The 19765-nt window shown below is 56.7% G+C and carries 16 protein-coding genes; 4 read left to right on the top strand and 12 right to left on the bottom strand.

Going from position 1 to position 19765, the window contains the following annotated elements; all coding sequences use genetic code 11:
- Positions 1-4: 4 nt before the first annotated feature.
- The 6 genes from NB647_RS05205 to NB647_RS05180 all read right to left on the bottom strand — a co-directional run bounded on the left by NB647_RS05205 (position 5) and on the right by NB647_RS05180 (position 7389).
- A complete protein-coding gene (locus NB647_RS05205; RefSeq protein WP_269284665.1) occupies positions 5-3526 on the bottom strand; it encodes an autotransporter outer membrane beta-barrel domain-containing protein in 3522 nt (1173 codons plus the stop codon).
- Positions 3527-3956: 430 nt separating this feature from the next.
- Entirely contained in the window at positions 3957-4649 is a 693-nt protein-coding gene (locus NB647_RS05200) for a RusA family crossover junction endodeoxyribonuclease (protein WP_269265564.1), read from the bottom strand.
- The gene (locus NB647_RS05195) at positions 4619-5038 is read right to left on the bottom strand and encodes a winged helix-turn-helix transcriptional regulator (RefSeq protein WP_269265563.1); all 420 of its coding nucleotides are present in this window, start codon (positions 5036-5038) and stop codon (positions 4619-4621) included. Before NB647_RS05195 ends, NB647_RS05200 begins: the two co-directional genes overlap by 31 nt.
- On the bottom strand, positions 5031-5189 hold the full coding sequence (locus tag NB647_RS05190; RefSeq protein WP_269265562.1) for a hypothetical protein: 159 nt from the start codon (positions 5187-5189) through the stop codon (positions 5031-5033). The genes NB647_RS05195 and NB647_RS05190 overlap by 8 nt, the downstream gene beginning before the upstream one ends.
- A 147-nt stretch (positions 5190-5336) precedes the next feature.
- Positions 5337-6047: a hypothetical protein gene (locus NB647_RS05185; protein WP_269284663.1), complete on the bottom strand. Its 711-nt coding sequence runs from the start codon at positions 6045-6047 to the stop codon at positions 5337-5339.
- 130 nt (positions 6048-6177) lie between these two features.
- On the bottom strand, positions 6178-7389 hold the full coding sequence (locus NB647_RS05180) for a YdaU family protein (RefSeq protein WP_269284660.1): 1212 nt from the start codon (positions 7387-7389) through the stop codon (positions 6178-6180).
- A 486-nt stretch (positions 7390-7875) separates the two neighbouring features.
- On the opposite strand from NB647_RS05180, the gene NB647_RS05175 reads away from it, so the two are divergent.
- Positions 7876-8613: a LexA family protein gene (locus NB647_RS05175; RefSeq protein WP_269284658.1), complete on the top strand. Its 738-nt coding sequence runs from the start codon at positions 7876-7878 to the stop codon at positions 8611-8613.
- Between the two features lie 386 nt (positions 8614-8999).
- Here NB647_RS05175 and NB647_RS05170 read toward each other — a convergent pair whose 3' ends face one another.
- Both NB647_RS05170 and NB647_RS05165 read right to left on the bottom strand, forming a co-directional pair.
- Positions 9000-9251 carry a hypothetical protein gene (locus NB647_RS05170; protein ID WP_269284656.1) on the bottom strand — a complete coding sequence of 84 codons (252 nt, stop codon included), beginning with the start codon at positions 9249-9251 and terminating at the stop codon, positions 9000-9002.
- Between the two features lie 31 nt (positions 9252-9282).
- Entirely contained in the window at positions 9283-9672 is a 390-nt protein-coding gene (locus NB647_RS05165; RefSeq protein WP_269284653.1) for a hypothetical protein, read from the bottom strand.
- 211 nt (positions 9673-9883) lie between these two features.
- Between NB647_RS05165 and NB647_RS05160 the strand changes: the two genes are divergently transcribed.
- The gene (locus NB647_RS05160) at positions 9884-10141 is read left to right on the top strand and encodes a hypothetical protein (RefSeq protein ID WP_269265556.1); all 258 of its coding nucleotides are present in this window, start codon (positions 9884-9886) and stop codon (positions 10139-10141) included.
- A gap of 6 nt (positions 10142-10147) precedes the next feature.
- The gene (locus NB647_RS05155) at positions 10148-10399 is read left to right on the top strand and encodes a hypothetical protein (RefSeq protein ID WP_269284651.1); all 252 of its coding nucleotides are present in this window, start codon (positions 10148-10150) and stop codon (positions 10397-10399) included.
- A 657-nt stretch (positions 10400-11056) separates the two neighbouring features.
- Here the strand turns inward: NB647_RS05155 and NB647_RS05150 are convergent.
- From NB647_RS05150 to NB647_RS05135, 4 genes are all read right to left on the bottom strand, one after another.
- A complete protein-coding gene (locus tag NB647_RS05150; RefSeq protein ID WP_269284649.1) occupies positions 11057-13672 on the bottom strand; it encodes an autotransporter outer membrane beta-barrel domain-containing protein in 2616 nt (871 codons plus the stop codon).
- 300 nt (positions 13673-13972) lie between these two features.
- Positions 13973-14512, bottom strand: a complete 540-nt coding sequence (locus tag NB647_RS05145; RefSeq protein ID WP_269284646.1) for an amino acid kinase family protein — start codon at positions 14510-14512, stop codon at positions 13973-13975.
- Between the two features lie 76 nt (positions 14513-14588).
- The gene (locus NB647_RS05140) at positions 14589-15713 is read right to left on the bottom strand and encodes an OmpA family protein (protein ID WP_269284644.1); all 1125 of its coding nucleotides are present in this window, start codon (positions 15711-15713) and stop codon (positions 14589-14591) included.
- 13 nt (positions 15714-15726) lie between these two features.
- On the bottom strand, positions 15727-18900 hold the full coding sequence (locus NB647_RS05135) for an autotransporter family protein (protein ID WP_269284642.1): 3174 nt from the start codon (positions 18898-18900) through the stop codon (positions 15727-15729).
- A gap of 397 nt (positions 18901-19297) precedes the next feature.
- On the opposite strand from NB647_RS05135, the gene NB647_RS05130 reads away from it, so the two are divergent.
- Entirely contained in the window at positions 19298-19588 is a 291-nt protein-coding gene (locus NB647_RS05130; protein WP_269284640.1) for a hypothetical protein, read from the top strand.
- The last annotated feature ends 177 nt before the right edge of the window (positions 19589-19765 follow it).

The following is a 19765-nucleotide window of genomic DNA, read 5'->3' as shown; positions in this document are numbered from 1 at the left end:
CCGCTCAGAATTCCACCCGGACACCGCCCTCGACCCGCCAGGGCATATCGACCTGGCCACCGAAACCGCGCTCAAAATCGAAATACACATGCATGCCTTCCTTCAGCACCACATTCGCGCCGAAACCGGCCTCATACCAGGTTCCCCCCAGATCATTGGTCAGCCCGACCGACCCGCCGGCGGCATCGCGCAGCGTGAACCGGTCCCGCCCCATGAACTCGTGCAGCGCCGACGCCTTCACATACACCCGTTTCGGCCGCCGGTACTCGCTTTCGGATTCCCTGCTCAGCACCACCCCGGCCCGGCCGACCAGACTGTCCGCATCCTGCTGATCGACATGAATGCCCTGCCGTGTCGTATAGTCGCTTCCCCACATATGGCCGTACGTGACCTGAAGCTGCGGTTCGACGAACCAGTTATCCGCATGCACCTTCTTCTTGCGGCCATATTCCGCGCTCGCGCTGGCCGCCCAGTTCTTGCCGACCCCATGATCGGCGAACGCCCCGAACGTCTCGTAATCCGTCCTTAAGCGGCTGCCCTTGACGACCAGATCGAGATAATGCCCCTTGTACCCCAGCCAGGTGGCATACAGCGTCAGGCTCGTATTCGTGTTTTCTCCCTTGCCCTGTGAAAACCGGGTATCCGTCTCGCCCCACGACAGCGCCGCCCCACGCCGCCACATGCCCTTCTCGCCGATCTCCCGGCGGTCGGCCCCGATCTGGAGCATCGTCGTATAACCCGTGAACCCGTAAGTCCCGCCACTCTCATGCTTGCTGCGGATCACCCGCACCCAGGCGCCGTCCTGCCCATCCGAATAGCGCAACTCGCCCATGCGTTTGAGCAACGTATCGTTATCGTTCCACCAGCGCCATCCGGCAAAAGCCGCCGCCGCGGCCTTCACCGGCGTCTTGCCCTCCTCGGACACATCCCGTTTGAACCCCGACAGCCAGTAATCCACATAACCGTTTGCATCCGCCGCCGTTTCCGACAGGCCCAGACTTTCGTATTCCGCCTTCGTAAACCGCGTATCGTCTTTCGCGACGAACCGCCCGCCGGCCTCGTCATACACGGACTGGCCCGAATCGTGATGTTCCGTCCTCCAGATCCTCGGCGTATAGACGAACAGCGGATCGTGCTGCATCGCCTGCCCCACCAGCGTCACATTCTGTGGCACCGTGGCGAACTTCAGCACCGTACCGTCATACGCCACATCGTTTTTCACCGCCGGATCGTAAATCTGCACCGCATACGTCTGCGCCCCGCCGGACGCCGACTTCACCGACAGGAAATCACCGTAACGCTTCCCGTATTCCAGCGTCTTCTTCACCTCGTCGAGCGCCACCCCTTTCAGCGCCACCTCCACATCATGGCCGCGATAACGGTACACCGGATTGGACGTAAACGTTCCCGTCGCGTCATCGACCGTCCCCTGCGACACCAGTTCCCCGTCGAAATACGTCATGCCATCGTACGACATCACGGTCTTGCCGGCGGAAAGCATATCCGTATTCATCACAAACGTACTGCCCGCCCCGCCGGCACGCGCCACCGGCGCCACCATGTCGCCCACCGTCATCTTCTGGAACGGAAGCGCATCGTCATACCGCACATCCGGATGATAGAAATCGATCGTCCCGCCATTGGCCCGCAACGTCTCGTAACGGCTGTCCGCCGTCACATCCCAGCGCGTCGCATCCGACACCGTCATATCGATATTCCCGTTGGCCGCCCCCGTCAGATACGACCCGGCCTCGCTCATCACAAACGTGATCTTTCCGTCTTCTGCCGTCGTTCCGGAAGCATCACTGGACGGACTGTCTGAGAGCAGGGCGTGCGTTGTTTCCCCGGTTGCCGACAGAATAGTCCCGCCACCCCCCAGAATAATGCCGTCATTGCGAATCGCCCAGGCCAGCACATTCACATTGATCGCCAGACTGTTGCCGATATCGCCGGGATCGACCGCCCCGCCGGCACCTCCCGGTGCCGTATGCAGATCGCCATCGACCTGAACCAGATGGCGGCCCTCCGTATTCACCTCCACCTGCGCACCGCCCAGCGCCTCGATCGCCCGCGCTTTCTTCAGCGCCGCGTCATACTGCGTCCTGTCCACCGACGCCGCCAGCCCGCCATTGATCGTCACACGGGCCTCACCATCCGCCATCACGCCATACGCATCCGCCGCCCCGCTTTTCACGGCATAGGCAAGCCGACCGTCGAACCCGGCGCGCGTCTTTTCCGTGGCGAACACCCCGTAAGCCTCCGCCCCCGCACTGCTGGCGGCGATCCGGGTCTCTCCGGCAAACGTCGAAGACGTCTCCTCATGCATCTGCATCAGGCCGAACACCTGCCTTTCCGCCTGCAAATCCATCGTCACCGACCCGGTACTGTCCACCGACGCGCCCCGGGGATCGAACCCGGGCTTTTCCGACCGATCCGTATACGTGGCATTGAACAGCCCGACCGTCACCCCTTCCCCCGTGGAAACCGTCTCTCCGTCCCCCGTTCCGTTTTCCTGACGGATGGCCGCATTACCCGTGGCGATCACCAGATCCGAACGGTTCTCCAGCACCCCGCCCGAGTTGTATATCCCGATCGCATGACTGGTGACATCCACCGTTTCATCACCGACCTTCACATTCTCCCGGTTGACCCCTTTGTTGAACACCTCGATTCGCGTCGTATCGGCCCCCAGATGGATATCGCCCCGCGTATTCAGAATCCCGTACACATTCCCGCCGGCCCCGTCATACTCGTTGGAAGCGGCGATCGTCACTTTTTGGCTGCCCAGCGAGGTATCACCCATCCCCAGTGCCGGATCGGCCTGCAACTCCCGCTGGCCCCAAAACGACACCGAACCGCCCTCCTCCAGCCGGACGGCGGCCACATCGCCACTCAGATTATTGTGATTGCTCGCCAGAATCGCCGTCTCTTTCGAGAGGAAATTGAAATGGGCCGCGCCATTGCCATCGTCATTTTTATGCCCGAGCTTTTTGGCATAAATGCCGTACACCCCTGAATGCAGAAAATTCCGGGTTCCCACATTCAGCCTGGCGACGATCCGGGAACTCTCCGGCGCCAGAAAATCCCAGTAAACCGTACTGCCCGTTCCCTTCACAGCGGAAAGCGTCTCGTCCAGATGACCGGTCAGTCCCCAGCCGGAATAAAAATTCGCCTTGTATGACGTGATGCCATCCTCGCCATAGGCGACGTTCGGCCAGGCCTCGGACGACAGTTCCGAGCCGTCCTCATTAAATCCCATCAGCGTGTTGCCACTGCTGACATCAATGGACCCGTTGCGGATATTGTATTTCGGAACGGACGGTTTTCCCGACGGCTGGATATTCTCATAACGATCGAGCCATTTTGCGTACGCCTGCTGCCCGGCAAAAAACGGCACCACCGTCAGAAGAATCGCCATCGACAGCCTCGTTTTCCCCGAAACGCCCCGATAACATCCCTTCCCGAAACCGGACGACCTTCTTTCCCGCTCCGCCTGCCGTTTCGGCCACGTCTTTCCCTGCCCCATATCCACTCCCCATCGCTTTTCCAGCCACCGGCCCGGCAAATGGTCAGGGACAGGGAATCCTCACCCCGCTGCCCTCCAAACGTCCGCTAATAAAAATTAGCGGACATTGTTTTCATTCATAACCCGTTGATTGATTTCATATTATTCAAGATCCCTCCCCGATTTTCCGCACTTGAAACAAACACATCGATAAGGTATGATAAAAGTTTTGACATACAGCCGGGCCAGGGCTGTGGCGGGATAGCGGTTCCATCCTTTCCTGTTTTCAACATCCATTAATTTTTATAATGGAACCCATAATTTTTATTAGCGGACAACAAATCCAAAAGCTTCCCTTTTTTCCCCTGTCCGTCCGACATCCGAACCGCCCGTCTTGCCGGAAAACGCCACCGGAAAACACCGTCCGGACGGCAATCCTCACCTGATCCTGTCAGCCCACCCGGGTCAGAAAACGGGGCTGGAGCGTCACCCAGTCATCCGCGCGCCGACCGTCCACATACCGGCAAATCACCCGCTCGAAACAGTCCTGCTTGCTGGCCCCGGCCAGATGCCGTCTCACCTCCGCCAGCCGCCCCGACGGCGTTTTCACCCGGCAATGAAGCGGAAACCGCCCCTCGAGAGACATTCCGTCCTCCGCCACCGTCCCGGACGGGACGACAGACGCTTTTTCCCGCGTCCCTTCCAGCGACTCGACGCGCAGCTCGACCCGCGCCGGCCCATCCGGAACGGCCCGTTCCCCCTCGATATGCCGGATCAGCCGGTCATTCTCGAAAACCACCCCCTCCAGCGCATCGAACAGAATCTTCTGCGCATTATCCAGATCGATACACTGCACCGTATCGTCCCACCGGGCCGGATCGGCGCGGGCACGCCGCTTCCAGTCCGCCGGACACTTCGGATACAGCACATACGACACACTCACCCGCCCCGGAAACGGCCTGACGATCCCCGCCTCCCGTGCCAGACGCCTCACCTCGTTCCGATACGACCGGGCCTCCTCGCTTGCCACCGTCACCGGCTGACCACACCCCTTGTGCATAAACGTCCGCCAGTAACGGTTCGCCGAAACCGGATAAGGCAACGTCAGCGCGATCATCTCAACTCCCGGATTCTGAACAGCCATTCGTCCATCCCCTCCCTTCTGAACCGTACGACCGGCACCGATACCGGCAACCGGGCGCCACCGGCCGCCTTGCGGTTCCGTTTCACGCCATCGACCCGCACCCTGACCGGTCTGGGCTCATCCCGTCCCGGCCCCGGGCCCCATACCCGCACCATCGTCGTCTCCAGCACATTCCAGCCGACCACACGCACCCGGCGCCCGTCGGCCACCAGCTCGCCGATCCGGTTGCGGATCGTATCGTTCGACAGACCCAGCCTTTTGGCCAGATCGACAATCGTCATCGGTTCTTTCGCCAGCGTCTTTTCGATCATCTCCCTCTGGCTGGCGACCCGTCTCGCACAAACCCCCGCTTTCTTCATGATTTCTTCCTTTTCCTTTCTTTCAGTCACCGGCTTGCGCCGTTTCCGCTTTCATCACCACACTTTCCGTCTGCAACAGACGGTACCGTGCATCCTTCCTTGCAACACCTGCGCCGCCCTTTTGCCATTTCCCCCTTTGCCCGATCCTCCCCGAAAACATCCGGCCCCATTTTTCCGCCATTCCCCCATCCCCCTGCACCGGCCTTCCGGCATGACACTTCTTTCACTTGCACATCAACGCCATACACTCCCATATACTCCCCGACACATCATGCCCGACCGTCTGCGTTCGCGACCGGTTTGGCCAGTCAACGGCACTGCTCCCCCGTCACCCCGGTATCTGCCGGACATATGCCTCTCCCTTTCCGGATACGCTCTTGTCCGGATACGGCACATCCGCCTCCCCGTTTCGCCCGCACGGGCCCGGACACAGACCGACCAGCCGTTTCAGATCCGCCAGATGCCGGCGGGCCGTCTCCGTATCCGTTTCGTTCTTGCCCGGCGCCACCAGCGCCTTCCGGAAAGGCGGCACCGGCGGCAACGTTTCCTCCCTCCCGCGCTTTTCCGTCCAGATCCGGGTCCAGCGGGTTTTCGCCTGCGGCCAGGACATCGACCGCAAATCATAAAAACCGAACGCCACCGCCGCCCAGTAAAGCGCTTTCTCCGGCCAGACATCCTCGCCGAAAGGACGGCGGCTGACCTGTTCCTGCGCCTGCGCGAACGCGACGGCAGGATCGGGCCGGGGGCGGCACAACGCCATGAATTCCGGCAGCGACGGCGGCCAGGACAAATCGCGGCACCCGGCCAGTCCCGTCCGGATTTCCCCCACCGAAAACCCCGAAAGCGCCCTTGCCCACAGCGACTTCATGCGCGCCACATCCGTATGCCGCCACATATCCGCGAAACGCGAACCGTAAAGCGCCTCGAATTCGGCAAACAGCGCCTCGACGCCGGAAAACGACATCCCTTTTCCCCGCCCCGCCTCCCGGCGGCCATCCGGACGGCCACCCCCGCCCGAATACCACTCATCCGCTTCCATGTCCGACTCCTTCCACCGTCATTTCCGTCATCGTCCAGCCGGCGACACCGCACGCCATCCCCCCGGCCGTATCCAGGGCGCCCCCCTGTCGGCTTCACCGGCAAAACGGTGCCCCTCACCAAAACCACCTTCACTTTCCGCCGTCCTCCGGCCCCGCCAGCCCCGGCACATCGTCGTCCACCGCGAAAAACATCCCCTCCAGCGTGTTGTTCCGTCCCGTCAGCTCATCCAGCACCCGACGCCTTTCCTCGGAAACGCAACGCCGCCCGTGCGCCATCGCCCCCCTTGCCCGGATCGAACCGGCATCCCGAACCCAGCGTTCCACGATCTTCACCACATACCCCGGGCCGATCCGCTCATCCGGCCGTGCCCGCCGGGCCTCGGCGCAAGCCGCCTTCACCGTCCCTGCTTCCACCCCCTGCTGTGCCAGCGCCATCACCCGGGGATCGGCCGCCGCCGCCATGACCCCTTCCTCACGCATCGCCTTTGCCAGCGCGGCACTGGCACGCGACACCCGGACAGCCCCGGCAGACGGGCTTTTTCCCGTCTCCCGGCCCGCAGCCTCATCCGGACATTTCTCCGCCGGCACATCCCCGGCAGGCAGCCTGTCCGTTACTGAAACCACAACATCCGGCACCTTCTTTTCCACCGGAAAACCGTCCCCGTCCGGCGAAAAGGAAGCCTTTTCCTCCCCGTTTGTTGCAGGAATGCAGCATCCATATCCGGTCTGGTTCTGGCTATGGTTATGGTTCTGGCTATGGCTTGGTTCACGAAGAACAACACCCGCATCCAACCGGTCTTCCACCGCCGGCCACCCTGTCGCGGTATCACGATCCGTGCACGAAACAGGTTGCAAGCCGGAAACGACTTGCGTATTATTCACTTTGCACACTCCAAACACTTCGGCAGGAACATGCACAGGATCATCCAGAACATCGCTTCCGTTTCCATCCGGCCCGGTATCGAAAAGCGGGGAACCATCCGCCGTCTGTCCGTTCCCCCGGCGTTGTCGTTCCTGCCGCCGTCTTTCCTCGCGGACAATCGCGATCTGGCGGTTGACCTCCGCCTGTTTTTCGGCTCTGGCGATCTCGAGCGCCGCCCGCCGGTTGACCAGCCCGCCATCCGTCGTTTCCCAGAACTGCGACGCCACCGCATCGATCGCACGCCGCTCGCTTGTGCTGTCCGCACGCAACAGGCGATAAAGCGCCTTGCGTTGTCCCGGCAACGGCCGGCCCGTCGCATAATAGGCATCCAGCATCAGCCGGTAGGCGCCATGCTCGGTCAGCGTAAGATGCCCGGTATCGCGCTGGTAATCCCCGATATAATGTTTGTAGAAATTCATCAGGCCCGCTCCCTCATGAAAAATGCATCCCGCGAAAAAAACCGGCCGGCCGGAAAAAACCTTCCGGAAACGGATACCCAAACCCCATACGGCAGGAGTGCATCCGGCAGACAAAAATCGGACAGAATCATAGGCAACCTTTTGCATTCGAAAAAACCGCTTTCCGGTCCAAAACGAAACCAACACGAACCATATCAGGTCTGCAAAAACCGTCCTGTTCCTGATATTTTTCATGACGCCCCCTGTTTTTTCCGGTTCAAATGGCGGAAAACACCCACGGCAAGAACAGGGGAGTCCGGACAAAAAACGGCATAATATATTGTTTTAACAACTATTTTCAGGAGAAACGCCTCACACGGAAAACAACACGTCATCCCCGAAAAGCATCAAACTCGTGCTATCTGCTATAATAGACCACATAAGGCCCAAAAATCAAGCCGGACAAGGTCTGCATTTCGACATCATTACTGGAAACAGACGAAGGTTATGAAAAGAAAATCCAAGGAAATCGTCGCCGAACAGCTCGACCTGCTCATGAAGCAGAACCCCCACCTCGGCACCCAGATGAAACTGGCCAACAAAACCGGCATTGGCCAGACCACCATCGGCCGGATACGGCGTGGCGAAGTCAACGCCACCGCGGAAAACCTCCGGGCGATCGCCGACGCGTTCGACGTTCCGGTCGGTTTTCTTTACGGGGAAGAATCCGTCCACGGCGTCCGTCTCGATATGGACAGCCCGTCGCCGTCCTCCGTCCCCGCCGCGGCGGGTCTCAAGCCGGGATACGTCGGTCCCCCGCCCGACAAGGTCGGCATGCTGCCCCTGATCTCCTGGGTACGGGCCGGCAACTGGTCGGAAACGATCGACAATTTCGCACCGGGCGACGCGGAAGAATGGATTCCCTGCCCTTTCAAACACAGCAAGAACGCCTTCATACTCCGCGTCGTCGGAAAAAGCATGTACAACCCGGGCGGCGAACGCTCCTACAACGACGGGGATTACATCGCCGTCGATCCCTGCCGCGAAGCGCGCAACGGCAGCATGGTCGTCGTCAGACTGGACGATGACCACACCGCCACATTCAAGCAGCTTCTGATCGAACCCAACGGGGAAAGGATGCTGATGGCCTTGAACCCCTCATGGCCCACCCGGATCATGCATGTCAGCACCAACGCCACCATCTGCGGCGTCGTCATCGGAAAATGGACGGCAGAAGACCTCTGAAACACCCATACCCGCTTTCTATTCCGGACACATGGCAATAACGGAGAACCACACCGGATCGCGCACATCACGAAAACCTTTCATGGTCTGCACGATCCGTTAAAGACCCGTTTTCCTTCCCCGATCCGTTTGCGGCATCCCGTCACCCTTTTTTGGCGCCGGCAGGCATGTTCGCTGGCCTGAAAGGCCACGGCCCCTTTTCAAACCATCCCCGAACCGGAAACAAACCTTACCCGGCTAACACCTGAAAAATGGACACAATACGGCCCAAAACCATGTTTTATCTGGAAAAGTTTAAACTGCCAGTTTATTGCATTCATACATCATGTTGTTGTACAGTAACAAACGGTGGTCGTGACACCTCGTAACCCGTTCGGAGTATTGCGTCAAAGACTCCCCGTTTTATCTGACCGGGCAAAGCGGATTTTTACAAAAAATTCGCTGGTCAGATGGCGGTTTTGCTGCTTCCTGTCTCCTGCTTCCTGCTTCCTGCTTCCTGCTTCCTGCTTCCTGCTTCCTGCTTCCTGCTTCCTGCTTCCTGCTTCCTGCTTCCTGCTTCCTGCTTCCTGCTTCCTGCTTCCTGCTTCCTGCTTCCTGCTTCCTGCTTCCTGCTTCCTGCTTCCTGCTTCCTGCTTCACGCTTCACGCTTCACGCTTCCTGCTTCACGCTTCACGCTTCACGCTCGCGGTTTCCATCCGCTCGTTCATACCGGACTCTCCCGAAACAGCGGCCAACCGCGGATGGAAACGCGACAAACAGCCGTTTGCCGATCGCAACAGGTGTACCGATCCTGTCGTGAAAAATCGTGTCTTTTTCCGGTGAAACCCCGAACACATCCGGAAAATCCCTGACCGTCCCGACTGGCGGTGTATCGGGCGACAGTCTCTCTTCCGCAAAAAAAGACCGCGCCCCCCTCACTTCCCGTTTTCCCGCCTTTTCCGTCCCGCTCCTTTCGCCCGGTTCAAAAGACCGGTCTGTCCGGTCCTTTCCGCTTTTTTCGGGTACAAGCGAGCCGACTGTCGCAACACTTGATGCACCTTGCCGCTTATGAACTTGCATTCAGACAGCAGGCACGGTACAGTAGCCGCAGGTGCTCGTAATCACCTGTAACCCGTCCGATGCAAATCGGATGTATCCGCTCGTCCGCAAACGGGCGGGAGTAGGCTAATACAAGACTCCTTCCCGGAGAAATACGCCTGCCGATGGTTACGACGGTTACGAGCTCCCGCCCGACCCTGTTTGTTCAGGGTCACTGTAAACGGGAGCGAACATGACCAATCAGGAAACCTTTCCCCTATCCAAAACACTGAATGTCGATCATCTGGCGCTGGTCGTCGATGCCCGCAAGGTCATCGGACTGGTATTCGATCTGGCCGTCGAGGCCCGGCGGGGGCTGACCCCCGAAGAATGCGAATGCCTCGCTGCCGTGAACCGGCTTTTCGATGAATGTGCCGAAGCGTGCCTCGAACACCTGTATTCGCCGAAAAAGCAGGATCATCCCCCCGAAAACACCGACCCGATGGACTGATTTCACATGGATGACTGGGACAAACTCGTCAAAAACAAGGCTTACATCACCGATCTGGGCAAAAACTGTACGATGGAATTCCACACCGTACACGCCGTCGTCGGACGCTACATCGTCTGGGTTCCCAAACCGAACAGCAACCGTCACTTCATCGCCGAGGAAGGCAACAATCTCGAGGAACTGATGGAAAGATACGACGTGCCGCCGCAGCGCATCCAGCGTCTGGGAGCCTTTGTCAGGGAAAAAAACGAACCGTAACCGCCATTCCCGCCCCCGGCCAGACGGCCACCTTATGCCCTTTGTACACAAAAGGCCCTGTCTTCTTTCGCCGTACCGTTTACCAGCCCGCTATCCTCATTCAGGTCCGGCAAAAACATTCCGCCACACGCCTTTTTTCCCGCTATAGCGCCCTGTCTCCGTTTTCACCCGCGACACCCGCAGCCGTCCGGATACCTTGCCCCCTCATGCCAGCCAGGCATATCGGCCCGAGAAGCCGCTGCAACAGGGTAAACCGGCAGACACACGAGCCACATCCATCCGCCATTTCCCGCCGCCTTCAACGTCCCGCCAACCCGGATACGCCACACGAAAAAAACCGCCCCCGCAAATCCGGCATCCGTGCTACGGGTCCCGCCCCTTCCAAACGGCACAACACCCCGTGACCGGTTCCGGAGAATGGACAGGAAAGCGCACACAAACCATTCCCCACCCCGGTATCTTCCGGCGCAACCGCCCGGGAAAAGCGATTTGTAACGGTATCTCGCCGCACTTTCCCCTCTCCCTTCCGGCCACCCGGCCCCCGTCTCCCGTTCGCCCGGGCACAAAAAACCCCGCCTCCCTTCAGGAAGCGGGGCAAAAGGGAAAGTTTCCGTATTTCCGCCTTTTTCTTCGTCAGGCTGAAAACGGCTTTTCCATTCAGAAGCTGTAGCGGATACCTCCACTGACCTGATAGGTGGTTCTGACCGGGTTGCCTGCTGTGGTTTCCACTTCTCCGTAGGCCGCCAGGTTCTTGTTGATGTTCCAGGTGCCGCCCAGTGCGAATTCTCCCCAGGTTCCTCCCATGTCTTCATGCAAGGTCACCGTGCGACCTTTTGTGGCACTGATTTTGGCATCTCCATCCCAGTCGTTCAGGACGGATGCCTTGATGTAGGCGGAACCGGTTTTGTCCGGAGATACCCAGCCCGCCGCGATTCCCAGTCTGCCGACAGCGGTTTTGATGGCGTCCTGACTGATTCTGACTCCGTTACTGGTGGTATAACCCACGCTGTTGAGGTGTCCATACATGAATTCAGCCTGCGGTTCGATGTAGAAATCGGTATCGGCGATGCCAAGTCTCCATCCGTATTCGACGGACAGCGATGTCCCGGAGGTATCCATTGAGCCTTTTGCCCGGTCGCCACTGGTGTAAGCCAGATCGTACTCGCTTTCGAGACGATGGCGTTTGACGATGACATCGACGAACTGGCCATCATCGCCCAGCCAGCTGCCATAAAAACCGAATGTATAGTTCTTGTCGTCGGACGAACCGTTGTTCAGGGTACCGTCTCCATCCGTATAGCTGGCTGTCGCACCGACCAGGAGGTTGCCGATGCGTTTGTCGGCTCCGATTTGCAGGGTCTGGTAGGTGTTGTGTATCTGCTTGTATTCGCTCTGCCCGGCAATGGCTCTGGCCCAGATACCATCGGCTTGCGGCAGGGTGCGCAAATCGCCCATGCGCTTGTCCAGATCGTTCATCTGGGAACGGAATACCAGAAAGTTGTTGGCCGAGATGTTCATCAGGGATGACATGACTGTGTTTGTTTTCTCGGCGACGCTTGAGGTGATGATATTGCCGTTTTCATCCGTTTTCGCTGTGATGGCGCCTGTCACGCCACTGCTTTCGGCTACAGCGACGTTATACTGGCCATCGCCGTTTCTGGTCGTGACCGCCAGCACGTTGGCTGCATTCTGTGCGACTTCTGCAGCGGTTTTTCCGGTCAGGTCATTGGCTGCGGTGCTGTCCAGATTCAGGTTGACGGTTCCGATATTGTTCAGGGTACCGACGGCAATCTGGCCGGCTGTTGCGGAACTGGTCCGGAAAGTAGTGGAACCTGTATTGTCGAGAGTGGCGATATTTACCGTTTTTTCGGACGCTGCACCATTAATGGCGATAGTACCGTTGTTGCTGTTGACCCTTCCATCGACATTGACGGTTTTTCCGGCAGCAAGATTCAGGGTTGCATTGGTCAGACCAATCGATGAGGTACTGTCGGCGCTCACATTCCCGTTCATATTGGTCTGTGAATTTCCTGACGAACTGCCCAGATTCAGTGTTCCCGCATTGACGACACGTGCATCCCCGTTCAGGGTATTGGTTCGTCCGGCCAGATTCAGGGTACCTGCATCGGTATGGACCGACCATGCCTGTCCGCCTTCTCCGCTCGCTGTCGCGGTTGCCGTGAGATTGCCGGTTACATCGATGGTGGTTGCCCCGTCAAGATTCACCCCGTATGCCGTACCGGTTTCAGTCGTTGCATGCAGCACGCTATCGCCGGTCACTTCCAGAATAACGTTTTTATCGTCCGCTTTTTCCAGCACGGTATTGATACCGGCCGCCCTTCCTGTCGTACTGGAAGCGGTCACATTCAGATTGCCGACAGTTGCCGCACTGTCATGGCTGTTCTCTCCCAGTGATGTATTGTAGAAATAATTGGTGACTTCCACACCCGACGCATTGCCGCCCACGGCGGAAACGTCGATATTGGCCACCCCATTGAGCTCGCCCTGCCCGCCTTCGAATTTGATGCCGTAAACGGACGTTGCGCCGTCCTTGCTGTTGTCGCTGCCCGGAGATACGGTGCCATGTGACACCACATCGATATTCAGCACGGTTGAATCGGCTGTCACCAGTTTTCCACCCCAGACATCGATACCGATGGCTTCACTGTAATTGCCCTGCGGCCGTTCCGTCGCCGATTCAAGCCGGATATTGACCACATCGCTTGTCACATTCAGCGTACCGCCTCCGCCCATACCTATGCCATATACCGATTTTCCGTTTGAAGCTGTCGAAGTGACGGAAAGATCCACCTCTTTCGCCGAAATCGAGGCACTGCCGGTACTGTAAAAATCAAATGCCGTCGCCTGATTGTTTCCGCTTCCCACAAAATCCGTCGTGATACCGATTTTGAGCAAATCTCCTGAAAAATCGGGATTTCCCCCCTGAACCTCCACCCCATAAATCTGCTTATCCTGACTCGTACCGTCTTTGGGCCCGACTGCCTGGATATCCAGAACGAGATTTTGCAATGAACCTGATGCAGAACCGGCGGCAGCAACACCCATATAGTCGCCGGAAAGCTGGCTCCCGGTGAAACTGACCGTTTCCGATGGCACTTGCGGTACATTATCGCTATTCCATAACGTCCCTGTGGTTGCCGCCGACGACGGCAAACACGGCAACACCATCACCAGTGCCGCCGCGACAGCCGACAGCCTGAACAGGCCCGCCTGTTTCCCTTTTTTCTTCAGATGCTTTTCTGTTTCGTACATGGCTTTTTCTCTTCCTCTATCGTTTCGTTTGCGGATGGGCCTTCCCGGACTGTCGGCCCTCTTTCCGCTCCGGTCTTTTCCTCAATGTCCGCTTATACGCATAAACAGACTATCGCCATGTACTAACTCATTGATTTTTATTCTGTTTTATCCTCCGCTCCCATAACGGTCCTTTTCCGGACCGTCTCTCTCCGCCCTCGCGGCCGTCATGTCTTTTTTTTGGTTTTTCCTGATTTTTGATAGACTTGCACAAGTCGTCCAGCTATATCCGGGTGTTGCAAATGGATCCGTTTATGCGTATTAACGGATCTGTTTGTGCGTATTTGCGGACGTACCGATCCATTCATGGCTGTTTCTTTCACACAACGCCTTTTTCCTGCCGGCACGACAGCCGCAACCGCACTGCCCATGACTCCGGACACATCGCCGTTTCCGGTATCCAGTCCGGGATTCACTTCCTTCCGGCAAACAGCGTCCCCGCCGCCCTGCCCGCCACCAAAGCGCCTCCGGACGCGCCCCGTTGGTGATGATAGTATCGATCCCCTGCGCCGTCGCCAGCCGGACCGCCTGCAATTTCGTCTTCATCCCGCCCCGGCCGCGCCGCGAGCCGGCGCCCCCCGCCATCGTATACACGCCATCGTCGATGCATTCGATCCGGGAAAGCAGCCGCGCTTCGGAATGCAGACGCGGATCGCTGTCATACAGCCCGTCGATATCGGAAAAAATCACCAGCCGGTTCGCCCTGCGCGAGAAGAAACCGCTCCGCTCGCCGTTCGGACATTTCTGCACCACCTCATCTGAAACAGGCGGCCGGCATAGCCAGACATCACGGAAAAACATTGCCTGTTGCCGTCATGGAAAAAACCGTCTCCCCGCCGGCGAAACGGGCAGCCGGAATACAGACAAACCGGAAGGATCATTCCGTATGAAACCGGAAATCCATTCTTCTGTTGAGATACCGTCCTTCTTCCGTCCGGTTGTCGTACTGGTATGATTTTCCCTTGCCGATAGCTCTCATCCTTTTTGCCGGAATCCCTTTTTTCACCAGCCACGCTTTTACGGCTTCGGCCCGTTTTCGCGACAGACGCAGGTTATAGGTGTCGCTTCCCACCCAGTCCGTCCAGCCGACGATCTCGATTTTCGCCCTTTCATCCTGCGCACGGATGTATTCCAGCGCTTTATGCAGGATGGCCTCCGATTTTCCGTCGATATCGTATCTGTCGAATGCAAAGTTGATGCCTGTAAGGGACAGAATCCGTTCCTGTTCCCTGCATTCCCGGGGAACGGTTTCGCTGATGAACCGATCGGCCGCTTCCGGATTTTCCTGTATGTCCCGAACATGGAGAATTCGAGAACACGTCTGAGAGGCGGCCAGTGCGGCAACAAGTTCTTCACCTTCACGGGTATCCGCCAGACTGATGATGTGCAGGCAGCTTTCCGGCCTGATCCTGTAGAAGGTCTGGATGGCATCTTTTACGGGTCTCCCATAAGCCTGTCTGCCGTCCGTTATCAGATAGACAGGCCCGTTCAGTCCGCTTTTTTCCATTCTGGCGGCATGTTGTTCGATACCCAGTCCGATCGGGCTGCGCCGGCCCAGTACTTCCATGTTTTCCTTCAGGGTTTGCGCTTCTTCATTCAGGTTCTGTTCCGGCCGGTTCTTATAAGGCGCGATTTCCGTATAGGGTGCGACGGTGTACAAGCCGTTTTGCAGGGAATAGGCTGACAGCGGTCCGGTCAGTTGCCTGATGAGGGTTTTGGCTGTAGCGATCCGTTTCGTTTTTTCTCTTTGCTTTTCCGTTTCGGTCGGCGCGGGTAATGGCTTGTCCGCTGTTTCGGCCGCTTTTTCTTTTTCCTGTTTTTCCTTTTGGGTCAATTCGTCCTGTTCCGGGCTTTCCATCATGGATCCGGAGTAATCGACCAGAAAGGTATAGCTGTTGCCTTTCGGGGGGCATTTTATGCCGGCAGGTGTCACGGCGGTCGTCGCTGCTGTCGCGCTCAGGCCCGCTGCCAGCAGCAGGCCGCGCAGGATGGTCTGTTTCATGTTTTTCCTCTTGTCAGTACTGGTATTTGATACCGGCGGTGAGATAGTAGTCCCGGTCATAGCGGTCGCCGTTTTCCCGTTCGATCTGGGCATAAAGCCGTGTCTGGTCGGTCAGATTCCAGTCGAATCCGGCTCCGTAGTAAATACGGGTCCCCCCCATGTCACCTGAAAAGCGGACGTCGTTGACGCTGACATGCTGCCGGCCGGCCAGTTCCTGCTTGACGCCGCCTTCCAGATAGAACTGGGCATAACGCTTGTCCACTTCGGCCCGGTTTTTGCCGTAGTTGTATTTTTTGCCGAGCACCACTCCCAGCCGTCCGGTCAGGCTGTCTCCGTCGCCTTGCGAGACCTGCATACCGTTGTCCAGTGTGAAATCCTTGCCCTTGACCCAGTAGTAGGCCAGTTGCGCCTGCGGTTCGATGAACCAGTTGCTGTACCAGGCACCCCACCCTTCATCGTCCTGTGTGGAGGAAAACATCCTGCCGATTTCGATGGAAGCGCCCAGCCCGTAGGTGTTGTAGTCTCCCCGGACGCGTTGCCAGTCGGTCATCGTGGTATGCATTTTCTGGTCGTAATGGTCGTAAGACAGGACGAAATCGGCGTAGTAACCGTCCCAATCCGCCCAGGTGGCATACAGGTTCAGGCCCCAGGAATCGGTTTCTCCATCGCCTCCGGCACGGGTTTGGATATCCTGTTCGGCATGGAAGGTTTTGAGATTGCCCCCGATCAGCCACATGCTTTTTTCATCCTGCCGCACGATATGATCCAGTCCAAGGTTCAGGCCATAGACTTTCTGGTGAAAACCGTTATGGGAAAGCCCCCGGCTTTCGTCTTCCCACGTAATGGCTCTTGCCCACAACCCATCCTGTGCACCGTACCGCACTTCGCCCAGCCGCTTGCGCAGATCGGACAATTGCGCCCACCACAGGGTTCCCGGTACGGCAATGGCCGGCAACGAAGTGACCAGATCGGCCGAGGAAGAGGGCTTGTCCGTCCTTTTCAGATACCATTCCGTACCGTCTCCATCCAGAGCGTCACGTGTCGCCAGCTTGTACTGGTACACGCCGGCATCGACTGCCTGATTCCGGTTGGCCAGAGTGAAAGACAGATCACCGGCCCCTGTGGCTGCTGTCTCGCCGGTTTCGTGATTCACGATCCAAGTCGAGGTCGCACCGTTCTTTTCCTTGTGCCAGATGAGGTAATCGGCTTGTTCCACCTTCCACGCGTCTCCGGCCGATTCGACCATGATCGCATGATTTCCGCTCCCCGTATGGACAATCGCCTGATCGGTCCCCTTGCCTTCACCACGCACGGCATCGATATCGGTCGCCAGCCGGAAGGTCGTATTCCTTCCAGTCAGGGTACCGATATCGACGGCCTGATAACCGGCTTCATAGGTCATGTCTATACGAGAAGCATCCACGGAATGCCAGGAGGTCAGATAGGATTTCGGGTCTTCAGAGTCAACACGATCATTTTCGGCAAGAATTGACCTGACGTTCCAGGTCGCGCCGTTTTTTGCCACTACATTGATGGCACCCGTCAAAGAAGCATCTGTGCGCGCATCCTGTGCAAAACCTGTCCACACCGAATCGGCTGTATTCAGACCGATATTGATGTCGGAATTGTGTAGCGCCACAATACCACCGTTCAGGTCAGTTCTGCCGATACCGTTCGTATTCAGGTTGATTGTCCCCTCTCCCGTACCGGATAGACCACCTGAAAAACTGTACGCCACATACGGGGCTTTTATGGTCAACCGTGTATCGCCCTGGACATCAATCAAAGATGTATTCCGGTCCGAATTCCGGACATCGGAAAGTACACCATACCCCTCGGAAAAAAGCGTGATATCGTTTCCTGCAACCTTGATATTTGTTGAGGCCGTATTGTTTTGGGTAAGATCTGACCAGTTCGTGATCGCAGAATCCACGGAATTTACAGAGAGCTCTTTCGCATGTGTCGTTATTGTATTTTCACCCCAGCGAGTAGTCGCAACGATTCCATTTTGAGCATCGATAGTCAATTTGTCTGCTTGCACGTTTATCCCTGATGCAAACGTATTCGCTAACGCGTTTAAAGTTGTACCGCAAATGCCGTCTCCACTTGCCGTAATGGAAATATTTTCAAATTTTGCTGAAAGAGAGGCATTCTGGCCATAAGGAGCAGATACAAGGCCAATCGATCCACGTGTTGATCCGGAAACATTGAGGTTAAAATCTTTTCCGGACAAATCAATGATACCGGCCTTACCATACTGACCCAGTGCATAAACGCCATAGTTCTGGGCATAGTCATTTGCTGTATTCACGGTATCAACAGTGATGGATAATATATTATCCGCATGAACCTTGATGCTTCCGCCATAGGTCGTATGAATGCCGGAACTGAAAACCGTATAAGGATCATTGTTCTCGGTCGATTTTCCGGAGACTGTTAATTCCACGGATTTTGAGCGGATATCGATTGCCCCGCCGTCCTGTGCATTCAAGGCATGATGCTGCAATGCATCAGAGTGGTCCGCTGTAATTTTGATGAAGTCATTATCGACAGTTATCTTGCCACCTTCAGCGACCTGCATCCCTTCGGCAACATGATCCAGATCGAGGTTCACATCCCGAATGGCAATCAGGGCATTTTCTCCGTAACTGGCTATGGAATAATTTGCAGCCACCTCACTCCCCATGTCCACGATCCTGTAATATTCGTTGCCCTGATTTGTCACCCTGACGACGGGAAGCTTGCCGTCTCCATTTGCTGTACCGGTGATATTTACAGGCTTGTCGGCAAAATTGGCCAAAATGGCAATCACCCCTTCCGTTTGCCCCACAATTTTTGGATAGTTACGATTGACGCTCGAAGACAACTGCGTGTTGAAGGAAACAGAACTGCCGTTTTCCAGAGTATGATTGCTGTTTACCCATGCTTTATTGTTCAGGACGGTATCCGTACTCCATGTGCTATCCTGAACGATATTCTCAACACCATCCTGTGCATACACAGATGATGGTATTCCCAGAAACAGGACCGACAGCAGTTGCGCTATGCGGGAGAGTTTGCCAAGACGATTGCCTGAAACAGCGGCCCGTTCATGAAAATGCTTGTCGATGAAAATGTCAGGTAAGCCATCTTTGCGAAGTGACGAAGAAACAAGCGGCGTATACGGCGTCAATGAGGATCTTTTCATAAAAGTGTTTTGCAAAAAAAGCAAACACCAGTTTGTCCAGATCAAAGTGGTCTTATAGGGACAACAATCGCTTGTTTTAGCACTTCAATGTCCGCTAACAAGCATTAATGGATTTTTAAATCTCCATAACTTGTTGATAATAAAGGGGTTTACCCCCAGCATATAAAAACGGTTTTCTTGACAATCTCACCGGCAACATGTGGTTGTATATTGAACAGGTTGTTTTATAATGAAAAAATCTTTTATTCCAGAGCGGCTCTGGTTTGTCTTGATTATCTGTTAATGCTTGTTAGCGGATCATTAACACGTGTCTCTTTTTTGCCAGTCAATAACCCGTTTTTTTGTGCCGGATCAGGCGTGGAGAAAAATCCTGCGGGAAACACCGGAGACAACCGGAATGGAAAATCATAAACAGGGTAATACAAGCGAGCGGCAAAAAGGCAACACGGCAATCAGCATGGCGACAGTCAAACGGAAAAACATCGCCGGCCATCCGGAAGTTTCCGGCCGAAAAACGCCCCTGGCAAGGAGAGATCAAAAAACGGGAGGAATAAAAAAGGGCGAAAACAGCCCGAAACCCACACAAATACGGCTGAAAAACCGGAAACTCACCAGCTGCCGGGATGAAACGGACCCATCCACCGACGAACCGGCCCGCCACGATTCCGTCAGGAAAATATCCCCCTGAAGAGACAACCGGCGGGAAACCGGATACCGGAAAACGCCTTCGGGCAACGTACGGGCAGCCTGTCCATCCTGTGAAAATCATGACGCCCCCTGCCGGACATCTCTGGCAAAAACCGGCCACCCGTCCCGGCTCCGGCGATATCCGGGAAAGCCGTCTTCTTGTGAAAAACCGCTGCCG

Source organism: Oxalobacter aliiformigenes (assembly GCF_027116575.1).
Classification (GTDB): domain Bacteria; phylum Pseudomonadota; class Gammaproteobacteria; order Burkholderiales; family Burkholderiaceae_D; genus Oxalobacter; species Oxalobacter aliiformigenes.
This window is presented reverse-complemented; position numbering and strand designations above follow the sequence as displayed.